At 41.3% G+C, this 15459-nt stretch carries 17 protein-coding genes; 7 read left to right on the top strand and 10 right to left on the bottom strand.

Going from position 1 to position 15459, the window contains the following annotated elements:
* Positions 1-71 precede the first annotated feature (71 nt).
* Positions 72-530, top strand: a complete 459-nt coding sequence (locus tag G9Q97_RS04675; protein ID WP_166143665.1) for a cold-shock protein — start codon at positions 72-74, stop codon at positions 528-530.
* A 144-nt stretch (positions 531-674) separates the two neighbouring features.
* On the opposite strand, the gene G9Q97_RS04670 is transcribed toward G9Q97_RS04675, so the two are convergent.
* The 5 genes from G9Q97_RS04670 to G9Q97_RS04650 all read right to left on the bottom strand — a co-directional run bounded on the left by G9Q97_RS04670 (position 675) and on the right by G9Q97_RS04650 (position 4631).
* Positions 675-1745 carry an MBL fold metallo-hydrolase gene (locus G9Q97_RS04670; RefSeq protein ID WP_166143663.1) on the bottom strand — a complete coding sequence of 357 codons (1071 nt, stop codon included), beginning with the start codon at positions 1743-1745 and terminating at the stop codon, positions 675-677.
* Positions 1742-2284 (bottom strand): 5' nucleotidase, NT5C type, encoded by a 543-nt coding sequence (locus tag G9Q97_RS04665; protein ID WP_166143661.1) that lies wholly within the window; start codon positions 2282-2284, stop codon positions 1742-1744. The genes G9Q97_RS04670 and G9Q97_RS04665 overlap by 4 nt, the downstream gene beginning before the upstream one ends.
* The gene (locus G9Q97_RS04660; protein ID WP_246255417.1) at positions 2281-2877 is read right to left on the bottom strand and encodes an HlyD family secretion protein; all 597 of its coding nucleotides are present in this window, start codon (positions 2875-2877) and stop codon (positions 2281-2283) included. The genes G9Q97_RS04665 and G9Q97_RS04660 overlap by 4 nt, the downstream gene beginning before the upstream one ends.
* 107 nt (positions 2878-2984) lie before the next feature.
* Complete coding sequence (gene msrB, locus G9Q97_RS04655; protein WP_166143659.1) at positions 2985-3398, bottom strand: peptide-methionine (R)-S-oxide reductase MsrB; 414 nt, start codon at positions 3396-3398, stop codon at positions 2985-2987.
* A gap of 57 nt (positions 3399-3455) precedes the next feature.
* On the bottom strand, positions 3456-4631 hold the full coding sequence (locus G9Q97_RS04650) for an aspartate aminotransferase family protein (RefSeq protein ID WP_166143657.1): 1176 nt from the start codon (positions 4629-4631) through the stop codon (positions 3456-3458).
* Positions 4632-4861: 230 nt separating this feature from the next.
* Between G9Q97_RS04650 and G9Q97_RS04645 the strand changes: the two genes are divergently transcribed.
* Positions 4862-5623 carry a 3-keto-disaccharide hydrolase gene (locus tag G9Q97_RS04645; protein WP_166143655.1) on the top strand — a complete coding sequence of 254 codons (762 nt, stop codon included), beginning with the start codon at positions 4862-4864 and terminating at the stop codon, positions 5621-5623.
* 29 nt (positions 5624-5652) lie between these two features.
* The gene (locus G9Q97_RS04640; RefSeq protein WP_166143653.1) at positions 5653-6996 is read left to right on the top strand and encodes a Gfo/Idh/MocA family protein; all 1344 of its coding nucleotides are present in this window, start codon (positions 5653-5655) and stop codon (positions 6994-6996) included.
* A gap of 57 nt (positions 6997-7053) precedes the next feature.
* Here G9Q97_RS04640 and G9Q97_RS04635 read toward each other — a convergent pair whose 3' ends face one another.
* The gene (locus G9Q97_RS04635; RefSeq protein WP_166143651.1) at positions 7054-7497 is read right to left on the bottom strand and encodes a peroxiredoxin; all 444 of its coding nucleotides are present in this window, start codon (positions 7495-7497) and stop codon (positions 7054-7056) included.
* Between the two features lie 153 nt (positions 7498-7650).
* Between G9Q97_RS04635 and G9Q97_RS04630 the strand changes: the two genes are divergently transcribed.
* Both G9Q97_RS04630 and G9Q97_RS04625 read left to right on the top strand, forming a co-directional pair.
* Positions 7651-8472 (top strand): DMT family transporter, encoded by an 822-nt coding sequence (locus G9Q97_RS04630; RefSeq protein ID WP_166145146.1) that lies wholly within the window; start codon positions 7651-7653, stop codon positions 8470-8472.
* A gap of 61 nt (positions 8473-8533) precedes the next feature.
* Positions 8534-10015: a nicotinate phosphoribosyltransferase gene (locus G9Q97_RS04625; protein WP_166143649.1), complete on the top strand. Its 1482-nt coding sequence runs from the start codon at positions 8534-8536 to the stop codon at positions 10013-10015.
* 78 nt (positions 10016-10093) lie between these two features.
* Here the strand turns inward: G9Q97_RS04625 and G9Q97_RS04620 are convergent, their stop codons facing one another.
* The 3 genes from G9Q97_RS04620 to G9Q97_RS04610 form a co-directional block, all read right to left on the bottom strand.
* Positions 10094-10624: an META domain-containing protein gene (locus G9Q97_RS04620; protein ID WP_166143647.1), complete on the bottom strand. Its 531-nt coding sequence runs from the start codon at positions 10622-10624 to the stop codon at positions 10094-10096.
* Positions 10625-10795: 171 nt separating this feature from the next.
* Positions 10796-11344, bottom strand: a complete 549-nt coding sequence (locus G9Q97_RS04615; RefSeq protein ID WP_166143645.1) for a ferritin — start codon at positions 11342-11344, stop codon at positions 10796-10798.
* Positions 11345-11360: 16 nt separating this feature from the next.
* Complete coding sequence (locus G9Q97_RS04610) at positions 11361-13247, bottom strand: CocE/NonD family hydrolase (RefSeq protein WP_166143643.1); 1887 nt, start codon at positions 13245-13247, stop codon at positions 11361-11363.
* Between the two features lie 172 nt (positions 13248-13419).
* Here G9Q97_RS04610 and kdsB point away from each other — a divergent pair, with 172 nt between their 5' ends.
* A complete protein-coding gene (gene kdsB, locus G9Q97_RS04605) occupies positions 13420-14154 on the top strand; it encodes a 3-deoxy-manno-octulosonate cytidylyltransferase (protein ID WP_166143641.1) in 735 nt (244 codons plus the stop codon).
* Positions 14155-14196: 42 nt separating this feature from the next.
* Here kdsB and G9Q97_RS04600 read toward each other — a convergent pair whose 3' ends face one another.
* Entirely contained in the window at positions 14197-14901 is a 705-nt protein-coding gene (locus G9Q97_RS04600; RefSeq protein ID WP_166143639.1) for a 16S rRNA (uracil(1498)-N(3))-methyltransferase, read from the bottom strand.
* 102 nt (positions 14902-15003) lie between these two features.
* Between G9Q97_RS04600 and G9Q97_RS04595 the strand changes: the two genes are divergently transcribed.
* Positions 15004-15459 carry a GAF domain-containing protein gene (locus G9Q97_RS04595; RefSeq protein WP_166143637.1) on the top strand — a complete coding sequence of 152 codons (456 nt, stop codon included), beginning with the start codon at positions 15004-15006 and terminating at the stop codon, positions 15457-15459.

Here is a 15459-nt window from a genome sequence, read left to right as displayed (position 1 = left end):
TATGGGCAACCTTTTCCGGGTGAATGATGTTGTATTTAGGTATAATTAAACGTTTCAACAAAAATTAATTTATGGCAAAATCGAAAGAAACTTTCAATAAAAAGGAAAAAGAAAAGAAAAGATTAAGGAAGAAGAAAGAGAAGGAAGAAAAAAAAGAGGCCAGAAAATCCACATCCAATAAGGGGGGTGATCTGGATGACATGATTGCCTATGTAGACGAAGAAGGCAATATTACCTCAACTCCTCCGGACCCTACGGTAAAGAAAAAGAAAATAGAGTTGGAGGATATAGAAGTAAGCGTATCCAAGCAGGCACCCGTAGATCCGGAAGACCTGAGAAGGAAAGGAAAAGTTACTTTCTTTAACGAATCCAAAGGCTACGGTTTTATCAAGGACCTGGAGTCTCAGGATAGTGTTTTTGTTCACGTCAAGGGATTGGTTGACGATGTTAGAGAAAATGACCAGGTTACTTTTGAGACAGAAAAAACGCCAAAAGGATTGAGTGCCATTGATGTCAAACTGGCGAAGTAAGCTTTTGAGTCATCTTTCCTATTTATAATTTATAAAATTGTGAACAGCTAAGTGGTGGAGGGCAATCATGTTATCTCCGCTTCTTTGCCCACAATTGTAATGTTTTGCCCTTTTTCAGCTGCTTCTCAATAGACAGGGATTGTCTCACTGAAACAAATTATTTCCCAGAACGGGGGCAATAAGTTTACCGTTGATTTCCTTTTGATTGCTGTTTAATATATCCCATGGCTCCATTATTGGTTCGTCTGAAAGATCAAATGTACCATAATGCATAGGGATAAAATATTTCCCTTTAAGTATATTGAAGGCGTTTATGGCATCTTGAGGACTAATGTGTGCCTGAGACATGAACCATTCCGGTTTATAGGCTCCAACGCCCATCAGACAGTATTCTGGGTCTCCCATGATCTGCCGGATATCTTCAAAATGTTTTCCAAAACCACTATCTCCCATAAAATAAACTGTTTTATCAGCATGGGCTATGTGGAAACCTCCCCATAAATTTTCGTTTAAATCCCAAAGCCAGCGGCGGGACCAATGTCTGCTGGGAAGGTAAGTAATGGTCAAATCAGCTGTTTGGTACTGTTGGTACCAGCCTGCCTCCTGAATTTCCTGGCCCCGGGTCCAATCCTGTAAGACTTCACCCAATTTCAGTCCGGTTAAAATTTTCATATCAGGATTATTTTCAGACAGAAATTGAATACTCTTTTTATCACAGTGGTCCCTGTGGTTATGAGAAATCAACAGGTAATCAATTGGAGGAAGGTTTTCTACTGGAAAAGGAAGTGGGCTTTCTCTTTTTAAAAAAAAATTATCAAATAAAACCGGATCCGTTAAAATTACCTGTCCATTGAGCTGGATCAAAAAGCTTGCATGGCCCAGCCAGATAAGAAAATCTTTTCCATCCCTTGGAATAACTGCCTGTTTATTCCATTCCAGTGTCCTTGTTTCGGCTGCCTTTTCTTCTTTTTGTGGGTTCGGAGATGTTTGCCATTTCCATAAATCTCCAAAACTTGAGTCGAATGGCTGGTATAGGTTGATGAATTCCCCCTTTGAATTCATGGGATTACCCTTCCAGGAGTCTGAGGGATGAATGGTTTTTAGCTTAGGATTATACATAAAGGTGATATCAGTATTTTCCTCTGGAGAAAAACAGGATATAAAAAGAAATAGAAAAAGCAATGGCAAAGGCCTGTAGAGCACCCGCTTTATCATTCTGTTTTTGTCAAATAGGAGTGATGCAATAAAATATTTTCCACTTCTGCCCAGGAATGAACCCTTTTGTGTTTACCAGGAGAGGTCAATGCATTATGAGGTTGGGTAAAAAGATAACTTTCACCTGAAAAAGTATCCAGATTTTTAAAGTGATCATCGATCATGATATCTGTCTGAATGATTTCCTTTGAACCACAGAAGACCATTTGTTTCCAGCTGATAAAAGGAAAATGCAAATTGAGCCAGGCTTGTTTTTCTGTCAGGCTCAAGGGAAATTCTGTGGCAGCGGAGACAATAAACAAACGGTATTTTGCGCTGAGATTTTCCAATGCTTTTTTTGCCCCGGGAATTAATGGCGCATTTTTGAAAAAACCTTCTGAATTTACATGTGTATATAAATAAGGAAAGGCCTCTTTCTCTGTCAATCCCTTTAGTTGCTCCGGGTTTAACCTTTCTCCGGTTTCCCGGAAATGCATGTCTATAAACTGCCGGTAAACGTCTGCCAATACGCCATCCATGTCTATGGCAATTGTTCTCATGTGTCTTTGTTGTTTAGCGCATCCACCAACTGCCGGTTGAGTTTTCTTTCTCTTTCCAGGGTATTTCTTCGGTGCTGCTCAAATTCCTCACGCAAATCCTCCAGGGTCTGTTGGGTTTCTGCGGTAATCCTGTGGCCTCTCTTAAAACGGAAAAAAGAGATAATCAACACAAGCAGAAGTAAAATGATGATGCCCCAAACCAAATTATTATAATAGTTCTTATGAAGCAGCATTCCTAAAAAGGTAAAACTGTCTCTCTCTGCTACGGCCTGATCATAATCTGCGGCGGTGGCGCTTAGTTTTTCATTTAATGCATTGATCTGTTCTTTATTTTGATTCAGCTGTTGTTTTAACTCCTGAACGCTGCTTTGGTAGGAATTAATGGAGTCCAGAATATTGGATTCAATTTTATCCAGTTGGCTTCTGCTTACCACTTTATATTCCTGGTAATTCGAAGAAGTATTTTTCAGGTATTCAAATTGTTCTGCTATGGTACCACTATCCAAAGAGGAAGTACCGGATGTTTCTACCTGGGCCTGAAGGGAGAAATTAACTCCCATTAGCGCTGCGAATAAAAAATAGCTGATTTTCATTATCATGGTGCTGTTTTCAATTTGATGATCAGTTGTAAAGCCTTATCAATAATGATGCAAAACTAAAAAATAATTGAAAAACAAAGCTTCATTTTTATATTTATGTACTATTCAATTTTCTTTTTCTTGAAATCCAGGGACACTGAATTGATGCAGTACCTGATTCCGCCTTTATCATCAGGGCCATCCGGAAAACGATGCCCCAGGTGTCCACCGCAAGCAGCACAACATATTTCTTCTCTCACCATCCCGTGACTATAATCCATGGTTACAATAATGGCATCTTCTGAAACCGGATGCGTAAAACTGGGCCAGCCACATCCGCTATCATACTTGTCTTTACTGTGAAAGATTTCGTTCCCACATCCCTTGCATTCATATATACCGGTTTCCTTATTAAGATAATATTCACCTGTGAAAGCCCTCTCAGTTCCTTTTTGCCGTAATACACGATAGGATTCAGGATCTAACTTTTTTTTCCATTCTTCATCACTGACCAATCGTTGCTGTTTATTTCCCATTATATTCAATTTTTCTACATGCTGATAACCAGCAAGACTTCATAATGGTTTCTTTATCTAATGGATTGATGCTATAATTCGAGAACAGGCCAGCCTGATTTCTTCTTCACTGATGGTAAGTGGTGGGGCAATGCGCATGGCATTGTCACAAAAAAGAAACCAGTCGGTAATTACCCCATTGACGATGCAACGGTCAATGATTGGTTTAAGCACCTCAAAAGAGTCGAAGGACAGGGCCATCATTAATCCTTTGTTTCTTATACCTGTGATTTTTGGATGATCCAGAAGCTCTCTGAACAAAAGTGCTTTTTGTGCTACCTGAGCGGTTAGCTTTTCCTCATGAATGACCTGTATGGTGGCCAGAGAGGCAGCAGCACTGACGGGGTGACCACCAAATGTGGTAATATGCCCCAGGAGCGGGTTGTTTTTTAAAACGGACATGATTTCCCGGGAAGAAATGAAAGCTCCTATGGGCATGCCGCCACCCATTCCCTTGGCGCAAACCAAAATATCAGGTTGTATATCAAAATGTTCAAAAGCCCAAAATTTTCCGGTTCTCCCAAACCCGGCTTGGATTTCATCCAGGATCAAAAGCGCATCTGTTTCGGTACACCTTTGTCTCAGAGCTTTGAAATACGTTTTGCTGCCTACCCGGATACCAGCTTCTCCCTGAATGGTTTCTATGATTACAGCCGCTGTATCTGCGGTGATATTTTCAAGGTGTTCCAATTCTCCATACTCAATATGGCTGATTCCTGGCAAAAGCGGACGGTATGCTCGTTTGAATATTTCATTTCCTCCTACGGATAAGGCGCCATGTGATGATCCGTGGTAGGCATTGACACATGAAATTATTTCTCGTCGGTTGGTATATCTTTTAGCCAGTTTCAGTGCCCCTTCCACAGCTTCACTTCCGCTATTGACCAGGTAAACATTATCCAGCGGATGAGGCAGTGTTTTGACCAAGGCTGCTGCCAACAAAGCCTGGGGTTGTTGGACATACTCGCCATAGACCATTAAATGAAGGTATTTATCCAATTGTTCCTGAATTGCAGCCAGAATATGCGGGTGGCGGTGGCCCACGTTACTCACTCCGATTCCTGAAATCAGGTCAAGGTAAGATTTACCATCAGGACCGTACAGGAATACGCCTTCTGCTTTTTCGATTTCTATCATCAGGGGGAAATCTGTGGTCTGGGCCAAATGGGATAAAAAAAGCTGTCGGTTATTCATGTGAAGGGTATGATTTTTTTAGGCGGTTTTGGAATTTCAAATGATGCACGAAAGTAAGCATATCTTCCTTGCTTTAAAACCTGATTCCATAACCGAAGGTTTTGGATGGGTAAAGTAGCCTCCTTTCCCACATTTTCATCAAAGTCCAAAATTTATCCATTCAGATGCGGGTTTATTTGGTACAATTCACTTATTTTGAATAGTTCAAAACCATAAACTTAAAAAAACCGATGAAAATTAAATGTTATAGCCTGGCCCTTCTTTGCGGGGTATTTTTCTCTACTGCTGTTCTGGCACAACAAAATCAAACAAAATTACCACCTGAAGCAACCGAGTTTTATGAACCGGAGGTAAAACCGGTTACACCGGGTAAGGAAAACCACCTTCCTCCGGCAGATGCCATTGTGCTTTTTGATGGTAATGACCTCAATGCTTGGGTAAGCGATCGGGATGGAAGTTTTCCCAAATGGAATGTAGAGAATGGGATCCTTACTGTGGCCCCCAAAACAGGAGGTATCAAATCCAAGGAAGTATTTGGAGATGTTCAGGTTCATATTGAATGGAGGTCTCCCAGCGAAGTATCCGGAAACGGGCAGGGCAGAGGCAATTCTGGCTTTTTCTTTATGGGAAAGTATGAACTTCAAATCCTGGATTCTTATGATAACAAAACCTATTCCAATGGTCAGGCAGCAAGTATTTACAAGCAGCATCCTCCTTTGGTCAATGCCATGAGGCCTCCAGGTGAGTGGAATACCTACGATGCGGTATTTACCGCTCCCAGATTTAACAGCAATGGCATGTTGATTTCTCCGGCAAGGATCACTGTTTTTCACAATGGGATATTGGTCCAAAACAATGTAGAACTTAAAGGCCCTACCGAATATATTGGGATCCCCAATTATGTAGCCCACCCGGAGCAGCTTCCGTTTCATATACAGGACCACAGTAATCCGGTAAGTTTCAGAAATATTTGGGCCCGAAAATTAGATTGACCCTACCCGATAGAAAAATCAAAAAGATCATGAAGTCAAGGAGAAAATTTATTCAAAAATCATTACTGGCATCTGTGGGTGCAGCAGCCCTTCCCAACCTGGTCACGGCTGCACATATGGATGCCTTAAAGACCAAAGTTGCTGCCAATGAGCAGATCAATTTTGGATTGATTGGGTGCAAGGGAATGGGCTGGTCCAACATGAACAGCCACCTGCTATTACCAGAAGTCAATTGCGTAGCTCTTGCGGATGTAGACCAGAATGTACTTGATCAGAGGACAGCCGATGTGAATCAACTCAGGGGTAAAAAACCAAAGCAATACAAGGATTACAGGCAAATGCTGGAAGATCCGGATATTGATGCGGTCATTATCGGCACTCCTGACCACTGGCATTGTTTAAACCTGGTGGACAGTCTTTCTGCCGGCAAACATGCCTATACAGAAAAACCCCTGGCAAATAGCATTGAAGAGTGCAATCTAATGGTAAAGGCGGCCGAACGCTATGGGAAGCTCGTCCAGGTCGGGCAATGGCAAAGAAGTGGTTCCCAATACGAGCAGGCCATCAATATGGTCAAATCAGGTAAACTTGGGAATATCAGACTTGTCAAGACCTGGGCTTATCAGGGCTGGATGAAACCTGTTCCTGTGGTTCCGGATAGTCAGCCACCTGCAGGAGTGGATTACAAGATGTGGCTGGGTCCTGCACCGGACAGACCTTTCAATGCCAATAGATTTCATTTTAATTTCCGTTGGTTTTGGGATTATGCCGGGGGCTTGATGACAGACTGGGGCGTACATGAGATAGACATCGCCCTTCACGCCATGGGAGTAAGTGCTCCCAAATCCGTCATGGCCTCAGGAGGTAAACTTGCCTATCCGGATGATGCCTCCGAAACCCCGGATACCTTGCAGACAGTCTATGAATATGATGGTTTTAATATGCTTTGGGAGCATGCTACAGGGATTGATGGAGGTAACTATGGCACAACCGAAGGTATCGCCTTTATTGGGAATAACGCTACCTTGGTGGTCAACCGCGGAGGTTGGAAGGTAATCGCCGAGACAGAAAATGTAAATGGGGAGCGCAAGGAGAAAATTGAATCCATGGAGCTTGTCAGACCAGAAGGTAATGCACAGCGGATTCATTGCAAAAACTTTGTAGAATCCATAAAAGCCAATGATCCTACCATGCTAAATTGTGGTATCAAAACGGGATCCATAGCAGCTATAAATGCACATATGGGTAACGTTTCCTATAAATTGGGAGAGAAAATCTACTGGGAAGCCGATAAAGGCAAATTTACCAATGGAAAAGCCAATAAAATGATCAAAGCCGATTATAATAATGGATGGAAACTTCCATCTGTTTAGGCAGAATAAAATACAAATAATAAAAAAGAGGCTGTCCGAAAAGGGCAGCCTTTTTTATTAATAATTAGCCAGCATTTTCTGAATATGGGCTTTAGCATTGAGCATGTCCTGGAATACATCCTTTATTACATGTCCTTTGTCCAACAGGTAAGTAACCCTTTTGGGAATTCCAATAAGAGGAACCAGGGCATCATATTTTTTGCATACCTCACCTGATGTATCTGATAGCAACTCAAAGGGTAGGTTATTTGCTTTTTTAAATCGCAAATGAGTGGCGATATCGTCTTTACTGATTCCGATAACCGGTAGATCCAGGTCTTTAAAATCGGCAAACTGATCCCTGAACTCACATGCCTGAGCGGTGCATCCTCCGGTAAAATCCTTCGGATAAAAATAAATTACACAGGCTTTGCCAAAAAGATCCCTGGAAAGTTTAAAATCAGTTCCTGAAGTGGAAGGTAAAGTGAAGTCTGGTGCTTTTTGTCCTTTCTTTAATCCCATTTTTTTATTGCTTAACAACCTGTACAAAATTAAGTTTGTAAAAAATGGATTTTATTGCGGTTCAGGAACCAATTTTTTCTAATGTTGCTTTTAATAAGAAATTTTCTTTTCGTGATAAAATAATCTGTTTTGAGTAATGAAAGTGTCCGACACATGTTGTTGGCAAGTTTTTTTTTCGCCCTTATGAATGTGACGGTCAAGTTCTTACCTCATATTCCCGCCATCGAAATCATACTTTTCAGATCTGTTTTCAGCTTTATTTTCAGTTTTTTGATTTTAAAAAGACAAGGGGTACCCGTTTTGGGCAACAATAAAAAATTATTGATCACGAGAGGAGTAGTGGGGTCCATAGGACTGATTACATTTTTTTATACCCTGCAGAACATCCCACTGGCCAGTGCCGTAACCATTCAATATTTAGGTCCAATTTTCACCAGTATTTTAGGGATTTTTATAGTTAATGAAAAAGTAAGACCCATTCAGTTTTTTTACTTTGCCATTGCTTTTTCAGGGGTACTGATGATTGAAGGATTTGACTCCCGGATTGATCCATTATTTTTGGGCATTGGAGTGACCTCGGCCCTGTTCTCAGGCCTGGCATATAATGTGATCAGAAAATTAAAAAATACCGAACATCCTCTGGTTATCGTTTTTTATTTCCCCCTAGTGACCATTCCCATTGCCGGTGTATTGAGCTATTATTTTTGGATTACACCTGAAGGTTGGGATTGGCTGTTGTTGCTTTTAATTGGCATCTTGACCCAATTTGCGCAATATTTCATGACCATGGCCTATCAAAATGCCAATTTGGCCAAAGTGGCCAGCTTGAATTACATTGGGATCATCTATGCCCTGGGTTTTGGTTTTGTTCTTTTCAATGAAACCTACAATATCTGGACATATGCTGGCATGTTACTGGTACTTTCAGGAGTGATCATGAATTTGTTCAATTCGAGAAGAGGTAGGATAAATTAAGGGTTAAATGATGGATTAAGCCGTTGAAACCTGTAAATTTGGGCTTCACAATACTACTTTTATGAAAATCACAAAAGATCTTTACCAAAGTTCACTGACCTTGTTGACTGATTTTTACCAGTTTACCATGGCATATGCCTATTGGAAATCGGGAAAAGCAGAGGAAGAAGCAGTTTTCAATCTTTTTTTCAGGAAAAATCCCTTTCAAAGTGGTTTTACCATTGCCGCAGGATTGGATTATGTCATTGATTATTGCCGAAACATGAAGTTTACGGATCAAGATCTGGCTTACCTGGCAGATATGAAGGATGCCAAAGGAAATAAGGAATTCGATCCTGAATTTATTACCTATTTAAAAAACCTTACTTTTAGTTGTGATGTAGATGCGGTTGAGGAAGGTGAGGTGGTTTTTCCCAATATGCCTATTGTTAGGGTAAAGGGACCATTGATCCAGTGCCAACTTCTGGAAACACCATTACTGAATATCATTAATTTCCAGACTTTAATTGCCACAAAAGCGGCAAGGATTGTACTGGCTGCCAACGGGGATCCGGTGATGGAATTTGGATTAAGGAGAGCTCAGGGCATAGATGGGGCCCTGGCTGCAAGCAGGGCTTCTTACATAGGAGGTTGTTCCTCTACCTCCAATGTAATGGCAGGTAAACTTTTTGATATTCCGGTTTCTGGCACCCATGCCCATAGTTGGATCATGTCATTCGACAATGAAATGGAAGCTTTCGAAGCATATGCAGCCACCTTTCCCGACGATACCATATTGTTGGTAGACACTTATGACATTACACAGGGTGTAAGGAATGCCATAGTCATTGCCCAAAGGTTGAGAGAAAAGGGAAGACAACTGAAGGGGATTCGTATTGATTCAGGAGATTTGGCCTATTTCAGTATTATGGCCAGGGAAATGTTGGATAAGTCTGGATTCCCCGAAGTGAAAATAGTAGCAAGCAATGATCTGGATGAACACATCATTACCTCACTTAAAATGCAGGAAGCGGCTATAGACATCTGGGGCGTAGGTACCAAGTTGGTGACCGCTTTCGATCAGCCTGCCCTGGGGGCTGTATACAAGCTTTCTGCCTTGAAAAATGCTGATCAGGAATGGATTCCGAAGATCAAGTTGTCCCAGCAATCGATAAAAATAAATATCCCCGGTTATCATAATGTATTGAGGTTCACCGCACAGGGAAAAGCCATTGCGGACATGATTTATTTGGAAGGGGTAGACCAGGGACACAAAGTTACGATCATCGATCCAAACGATCCAACCAGGAGAAAAAAAATAGCTGTGGAGAATGCGGAAGCTGAGATTTTGCTTAAACCTATTTTTTCAAAAGGAGAAAAAGTATATCACAGACCGACTATTCATCAAATCAGGCAAAGAACTCAGGACAGGTTGGCTGCTTTTGATAAAACACACAAAAGATTGATCAATCCACATATTTATCCCGTGGGCCTGGAGGCCAGTTTGTATGAATTCAGGACTAACCTGGTATTGAAGGCTAAATCCTTGGAAAATGGGATTTAAATAGAACTGAAAAATAATAATGATGTATTGGTTCAGACCTGAAAAAAATAGGGTAGGCGTTAATCTTTCAGATTTAGGTTAAAATCCAACTGGAATCCAGGCCATAATCTTTGGTATTTCAAAGGGATTGTTATTATCATTCTCCAGTTTTTTCATTTTCATGATTTCTAAATTACCGCAGGAAAAGGAAAGTGTTCCTTCCTCATCTATTTCAAAAGTATGAGCTGATTTTAAGACGGTAAGAAAAATGTCTTCCCCATTTCCTTCACACAACTTTTCTGTCATTCCCATGAACCCCAGCACATCAATACCGTTTCCTTCCAGGTAGGTGAGGATGCTAAAAATATTACAACCCGTGTGGCCAAAGGCTGTTTTATTGACCGTGTCAAAGTAAAGGGTAGGTTTTTTATCGGGAAAGAGCTCATCAAATGGCTTGAATTTGTCATAGATATAGCTCAATTCCCACAAACCCTCCAGTTCTTTCTGAGAGGTTGTTTTTTTCGATTTTTCAGGAAAAGGTTCTACTTCAATGGTATCGGGAATCTGGGAAAAACCCAAGCCTGCTATTAGGAAAAATAAAACCATCCAAATGGAAAATAATTTTTTCATGAGTGTAGGGTTTATTGTCAAAGGAAATATAAGGATTAATTGATAAGAATAAAATAAATTACTCAAAAATTAAGCCATAAACCAATTCTCGATTAGAGGATGTTCCTTAATAAAAAAACCCTTCAAGAAATTTGATCTTGAAGGGTTTCTGTTGAGAGAATAATTTTTGTGCTATTCCTTGGTTGCTGTGGCAGAATGCAATTTACCCATTTCCTGATCAATTGTCCAAAGTCCAATGCCTTCTTCCCCTATGATTTCAAAAATCTCCAGGGCTCTTCTGGCTAATGTCTCTTCTTCCCTTTGCTCGGTAACAAACCATTGCATAAAGCTAAAGGTTGCAAAATCTTTTACATTGAAACAATGGTCTACGATGCTATTGATGGATTTCGTCACTGCAATTTCATGCTCCAGGATAAGTTCAAAGACCTCCCTGAGAGAATTAAAATGTTGCCGGATATTGGTGATTTCTGGTTGGATGGCATGTCCTCCTGCCTCGTTGATATACCGGAACAATTTTAACATGTGACCCCGCTCTTCTTCCGCATGGTCATAGAGAAAGCTGGCAGAATTGGAAAAACCCTGCATTTCAGCCCATGAAGCCATAGAAAGATAATAAGCGGAAGATTTTCCCTCCATTTCTACCTGCTTGTTGAGTTTATTTTCCGTATCCATGAGCAGTGACCTTTTTAAGGTTACTATTTCTTTTTCTTTGGTTTTCATATACTTTTCGTTTATATTATTCTTTTGGTAATACCATAACATTTATTTTGCTCGGAAAATTTTCCGTGTGAAATACTTTATGCAAAGCCTTCACAAAATCTTCTTCTGAGGCTTCAAAGATATTCTCCACATATTTCTGAGGATTTCTGTCTATTAATGGAAACCAGGTACTTTGAACCTGTATCTGTATTTTGTGCCCTTTCTTAAAGGTATGATAAACATCCTGTAATTGAAAGTCTACATCGGTAATTTGGTCGGGAATAAAGGGGCTTGGTTTTTCAAAACTATCCCTGTACCTGCCTCTGATTACCTCCGATCGTACCATTAGGTGGTAATTTCCCATGTCTACTCCATCCAGGACATATGGGTGGTTGGGATGATCTCCCGGAAAAACATCAATGAGCTTCACAACCCAATCAGCATCTGTCTGGGAGGTGGCGACTTTTAATTGGGCCATGATTTCTCCTGCAAGTGTCAGGTCTTCTTCGAGCACCGGGGTTTCGAAGGTCAATACATCGGGTCTCCTTGCCGCAAAGCGCTGGTCGTCGGCCATGTATTTCCTGGGGGTAAATGTAATTTTGATATCCTGGCTGTAAGGTACGGGATTGGCAGGGTCTGATTCAAAAGATGAAAACCTGTTTCCCGTTGGTTTTTCAGGTGAAAGCCCTCCTTTTTCCTGAAAGTAAAAGCTTTTCCACTCACTTTCCTTTGGAGGCCATTCCTGAAAGGCTTCCCATTTATTCAATCCCGTATCAAACATGTACGCTTCGGGCAAGCCTGGCTTACCTGTTGATTCGGCTTTAAGAAAATGATGGAAAAATTTCCGTTCCACTTCTTTTTGGTACCAGGTGGAGATGGAATCCCCAAAATACATGTTGGATATTACTTGCGGACCCGTTTCTCTTGACCAGTCCCCGTGCGACCAGGGACCCATTACCAGGCTGTTGTAAGTATCGGGATTATTTTTTTCTATGGTCTTGTAAATTGTCAATGGCCCATATAAATCTTCTGCATCAAACCAGCCTCCAACGACCATCACAGCGGGTGAGACATCGTTCAAATGCGGAATAATGCTCCTTTTTTGCCAGAATTCATTGTAGTCGGGATTGTTCTTCAATTGCTGCCAAAAGAAATTGTCGGCACCATAGTATTTGTCAGCATTCTTTAATGGTCCCATGTCCATGAAAAATTGATAGCCATCATTGGTACCGGGATTGACCATGTCGTACCAGGCTTCTGTCGTCGGCTCTTCCTTTTGATAACCAAATACGGAAGTGGCCAACCAATAACTTAGGAAATAAGCGCCATTATGGTGAAAATCATCAAAATAGAAGTCTCCTATTGGTGCCTGGGGAGATACAGCCTTAAGACTGGGATGGGCATAGGGCAAGGCCGCAGCACTGTAAAATCCGGGGTAACTGATGCCCCATTGACCCACTTTGCCATTGTGGTTGTCCACATTGGCCAACAACCATTCTATGGTATCATAGGTATCTGTACTTTCGTCGATATCTTGCGGATCACCACTTCTTTCGGTTAATGTGGGCCGCATGTTGTCATAGCTTCCTTCAGACATCCACCTTCCACGAACGTCCTGATAGACAAATATATACCCGTCTTCCATTAGAAAAGGGGACGGCCCCAGGCTGTTTTTCAGGTTTCCCTCTCCGTAAGGTCCTGCACTGTAAGGGGTTCTTTGCATTAACATCGGATAAGTTCTGGATGTATCCAGGGGGCTGTAAACCACCGTATGCAGCTGGGTGCCATCCCGCATGGGGATTGTATATTCTTTTTTCTCGTAATTTTGTACCACATAATCGGCTTGCTCCTGCCCAAAAGTTGGTTGGAAGGATAACACCAGGAGCAAGGACATCAGCCAAAGGCTATTTACATGATTTTTCATAAGACATTTTTTAGCAGCTTGGGTACATTCCGGTAATACCAAAGCTTATTTCCCTATTTTGAAGTAATTTTCATTAGTTTTACAACTCAATATTTTACGGCTTCCGGAAGAACAAAACCAATTTTTCGATTGAAGCTGGTAACCGTTAAAGTTAAAACAGTATTTCCAATAAATGAAGACCATTGCATTAATTCCTGCAAGATTTGGGGCTACCAGGTTCCCGGCCAAGCTTTTGTCAGATTTAAGGGGAAAACCTTTGATTGCAAGAACCTATCTCAGCACCCTGGCAACCGGTGTTTTTGATGAGGTCATGGTGGTAACTGATCATAAAGACATTGCCAGGGCGATAGAAAATGAAGGTGGTAAAGTGTTTTTTAGCCGAAAAGAGCATGAAAGTGGTTCGGATAGGATTGCCGAAGCAGCAGAATCCATTGAGGCAGATATCATTGTAAACGTTCAGGGTGATGAACCCTTTCAAGACAAAAGTTCTCTTTCGGATTTAATAGCCGTTTTCGCTGATCCCCAGGTAAAAGTAGCCTCATTGATGAGTTCAATTAAAGGGCATGAGCTCATTCAAAACACAAACATCGTCAAGGTGGTGGTTGATGCAAATAATTTTTCCCTTTATTTCAGTCGATCAGCAATTCCTTTTCAACGAAATGAAAACAGCACCCCTGAATATTACAGGCATATTGGGATTTATGCCTATAAAAAGGAATTGTTAATGGCATTCACGGGGTGGGAGAAATCCACATTGGAAAAAACAGAAATGTTGGAACAGTTGAGGTTGCTCGAAAATGGATATAAGATCAAAATGGTGAAGACCAATCACCAGGCCGTGGCCATCGATGTACCTGAAGACCTTGATAAGGCCCTTGCCTACTATGATGCCTTTTTTGGGCAATGATAGCTCCAGGGAGATCCGTTTGCCAGAAAACTGAATTTAGTTTTAAACATGAAGTAAATTAAGGGTATGCACGACAGCTAGTCCCGCTGTTTCTGTTCTCAAGCGATGTTTGCCCAGCGAACAAGGTTTAAAGCCTTTTTCCAGGGCCATAGCTACTTCGCCTGGACTGAAATCACCCTCCGGGCCAACCAAAACCAGATAGGATTGATTGGGTTTGGCCAATTGGAATAAATGTTTGGTGTTTTCCTTGTCCAGGTAGGCGATGTAACGTTCGTGGTTGGTAAAAGCGTTGTCTGAAATAAAATCTTCAAATTCAGTGATTTCATTCAATACAGGCAGCCATGCTTTAAAGCTTTGCTTGCAGGCAGCAATCAGTTTTTTGGTCAGGCGATCAAAATTGACCTGGCTTCTTTCAATGTGGTTGGTTTTGAGAAAGGTAATCTCATTGAAGCCCATCTCTGTGATTTTTTCAAGCATCCACTCCATGCGATCCAGATTCTTTGTTGGAGCTATGGCCAAATGAATATGGAATTTTTCCAAAGGGGAGAAATCCTGGGCGATAATCTTTAATTTACATCTCTTGGGATGGTTGTCCTCAACCATACAAGTAAAGAATGACCCCTTGCCATTGGTGAAAAGGACTGTATCCCCAATATTTTTTCTTAAAACCTTTACCAAATGATTGGATTCCTTTCCTTCCAACTCAAAAGATTCTCCACTGATGTGTTCTTCAAAAAACAATTGCATTTGCCGGATTTTTGTTTTTTCTTGTCGCAAATATAACCTGAAAATGTAAGTAGTAATTCCTTATTGTAGCAGATATTTATTTACCAAAGAAATTTGTCATATATGAAGGCCAAAACTCTCATAGATTTAATTAAAACCAGTCCTGATCCCGATTGGCAGCATTGGTTGGAGGAAACGCTTGCAGCATTTGATTGTGTAACGGGCACGGTGCATGTGCTGGGCAAAGAAAGTGATCTTTTGGAATTAAAGGCCCAGGTAGGTATACCGGATTTTTTATTGCCAAAAATGTCCCAGATCCCTGTGGGGAAAGGGATGGCGGGTATTGCCGCCGAAAGAAAAGAAGCTGTGCAGGTTTGCAACCTGCAAACTGATGCCTCAGGAGTCGTACGGCCTGGAGCCAAAGACACCAAAGTGGAAGGAGCCATTACCGCTCCTATGCTCCTGGATGGGGTTCTCTATGGCACACTTGGCATAGCCAAAAAGGATCCATACGAATTTTCCGATGAGGAGACCCATGCCTTGATGCAAATAGCTTCCGCCATGGCAAAGGCGGTTTAA

It is taken from the genome of Cyclobacterium plantarum, assembly GCF_011290685.1.
Taxonomy (GTDB): domain Bacteria; phylum Bacteroidota; class Bacteroidia; order Cytophagales; family Cyclobacteriaceae; genus Cyclobacterium; species Cyclobacterium plantarum.
The sequence above is the reverse complement of the archived record's forward strand: the minus strand, read 5'-3'. Positions and strand labels throughout refer to the sequence as shown.

Coding starts and splice junctions, on each gene's coding strand:
- G9Q97_RS04660 (WP_246255417.1), bottom strand. CDS start 2,877: ATGAAAATCAGCTATTTTTTATTCGCAGCGCTAATGGGAGTTAATTTC.
- G9Q97_RS04640 (WP_166143653.1), top strand. CDS start 5,653: ATGAAGTCAAGGAGAAAATTTATTCAAAAATCATTACTGGCATCTGTG.
- G9Q97_RS04670 (WP_166143663.1), bottom strand. CDS start 1,745: ATGATAAAGCGGGTGCTCTACAGGCCTTTGCCATTGCTTTTTCTATTT.
- msrB (WP_166143659.1), bottom strand. CDS start 3,398: ATGGGAAATAAACAGCAACGATTGGTCAGTGATGAAGAATGGAAAAAA.
- G9Q97_RS04600 (WP_166143639.1), bottom strand. CDS start 14,901: ATGCAATTGTTTTTTGAAGAACACATCAGTGGAGAATCTTTTGAGTTG.
- G9Q97_RS04620 (WP_166143647.1), bottom strand. CDS start 10,624: ATGAAAAAATTATTTTCCATTTGGATGGTTTTATTTTTCCTAATAGCA.
- G9Q97_RS04615 (WP_166143645.1), bottom strand. CDS start 11,344: ATGAAAACCAAAGAAAAAGAAATAGTAACCTTAAAAAGGTCACTGCTC.
- G9Q97_RS04665 (WP_166143661.1), bottom strand. CDS start 2,284: ATGAGAACAATTGCCATAGACATGGATGGCGTATTGGCAGACGTTTAC.
- G9Q97_RS04595 (WP_166143637.1), top strand. CDS start 15,004: ATGAAGGCCAAAACTCTCATAGATTTAATTAAAACCAGTCCTGATCCC.
- G9Q97_RS04635 (WP_166143651.1), bottom strand. CDS start 7,497: ATGGGATTAAAGAAAGGACAAAAAGCACCAGACTTCACTTTACCTTCC.
- G9Q97_RS04675 (WP_166143665.1), top strand. CDS start 72: ATGGCAAAATCGAAAGAAACTTTCAATAAAAAGGAAAAAGAAAAGAAA.
- G9Q97_RS04650 (WP_166143657.1), bottom strand. CDS start 4,631: ATGAATAACCGACAGCTTTTTTTATCCCATTTGGCCCAGACCACAGAT.
- G9Q97_RS04625 (WP_166143649.1), top strand. CDS start 8,534: ATGAAAATCACAAAAGATCTTTACCAAAGTTCACTGACCTTGTTGACT.
- kdsB (WP_166143641.1), top strand. CDS start 13,420: ATGAAGACCATTGCATTAATTCCTGCAAGATTTGGGGCTACCAGGTTC.
- G9Q97_RS04610 (WP_166143643.1), bottom strand. CDS start 13,247: ATGAAAAATCATGTAAATAGCCTTTGGCTGATGTCCTTGCTCCTGGTG.
- G9Q97_RS04645 (WP_166143655.1), top strand. CDS start 4,862: ATGAAAATTAAATGTTATAGCCTGGCCCTTCTTTGCGGGGTATTTTTC.
- G9Q97_RS04630 (WP_166145146.1), top strand. CDS start 7,651: ATGTTGTTGGCAAGTTTTTTTTTCGCCCTTATGAATGTGACGGTCAAG.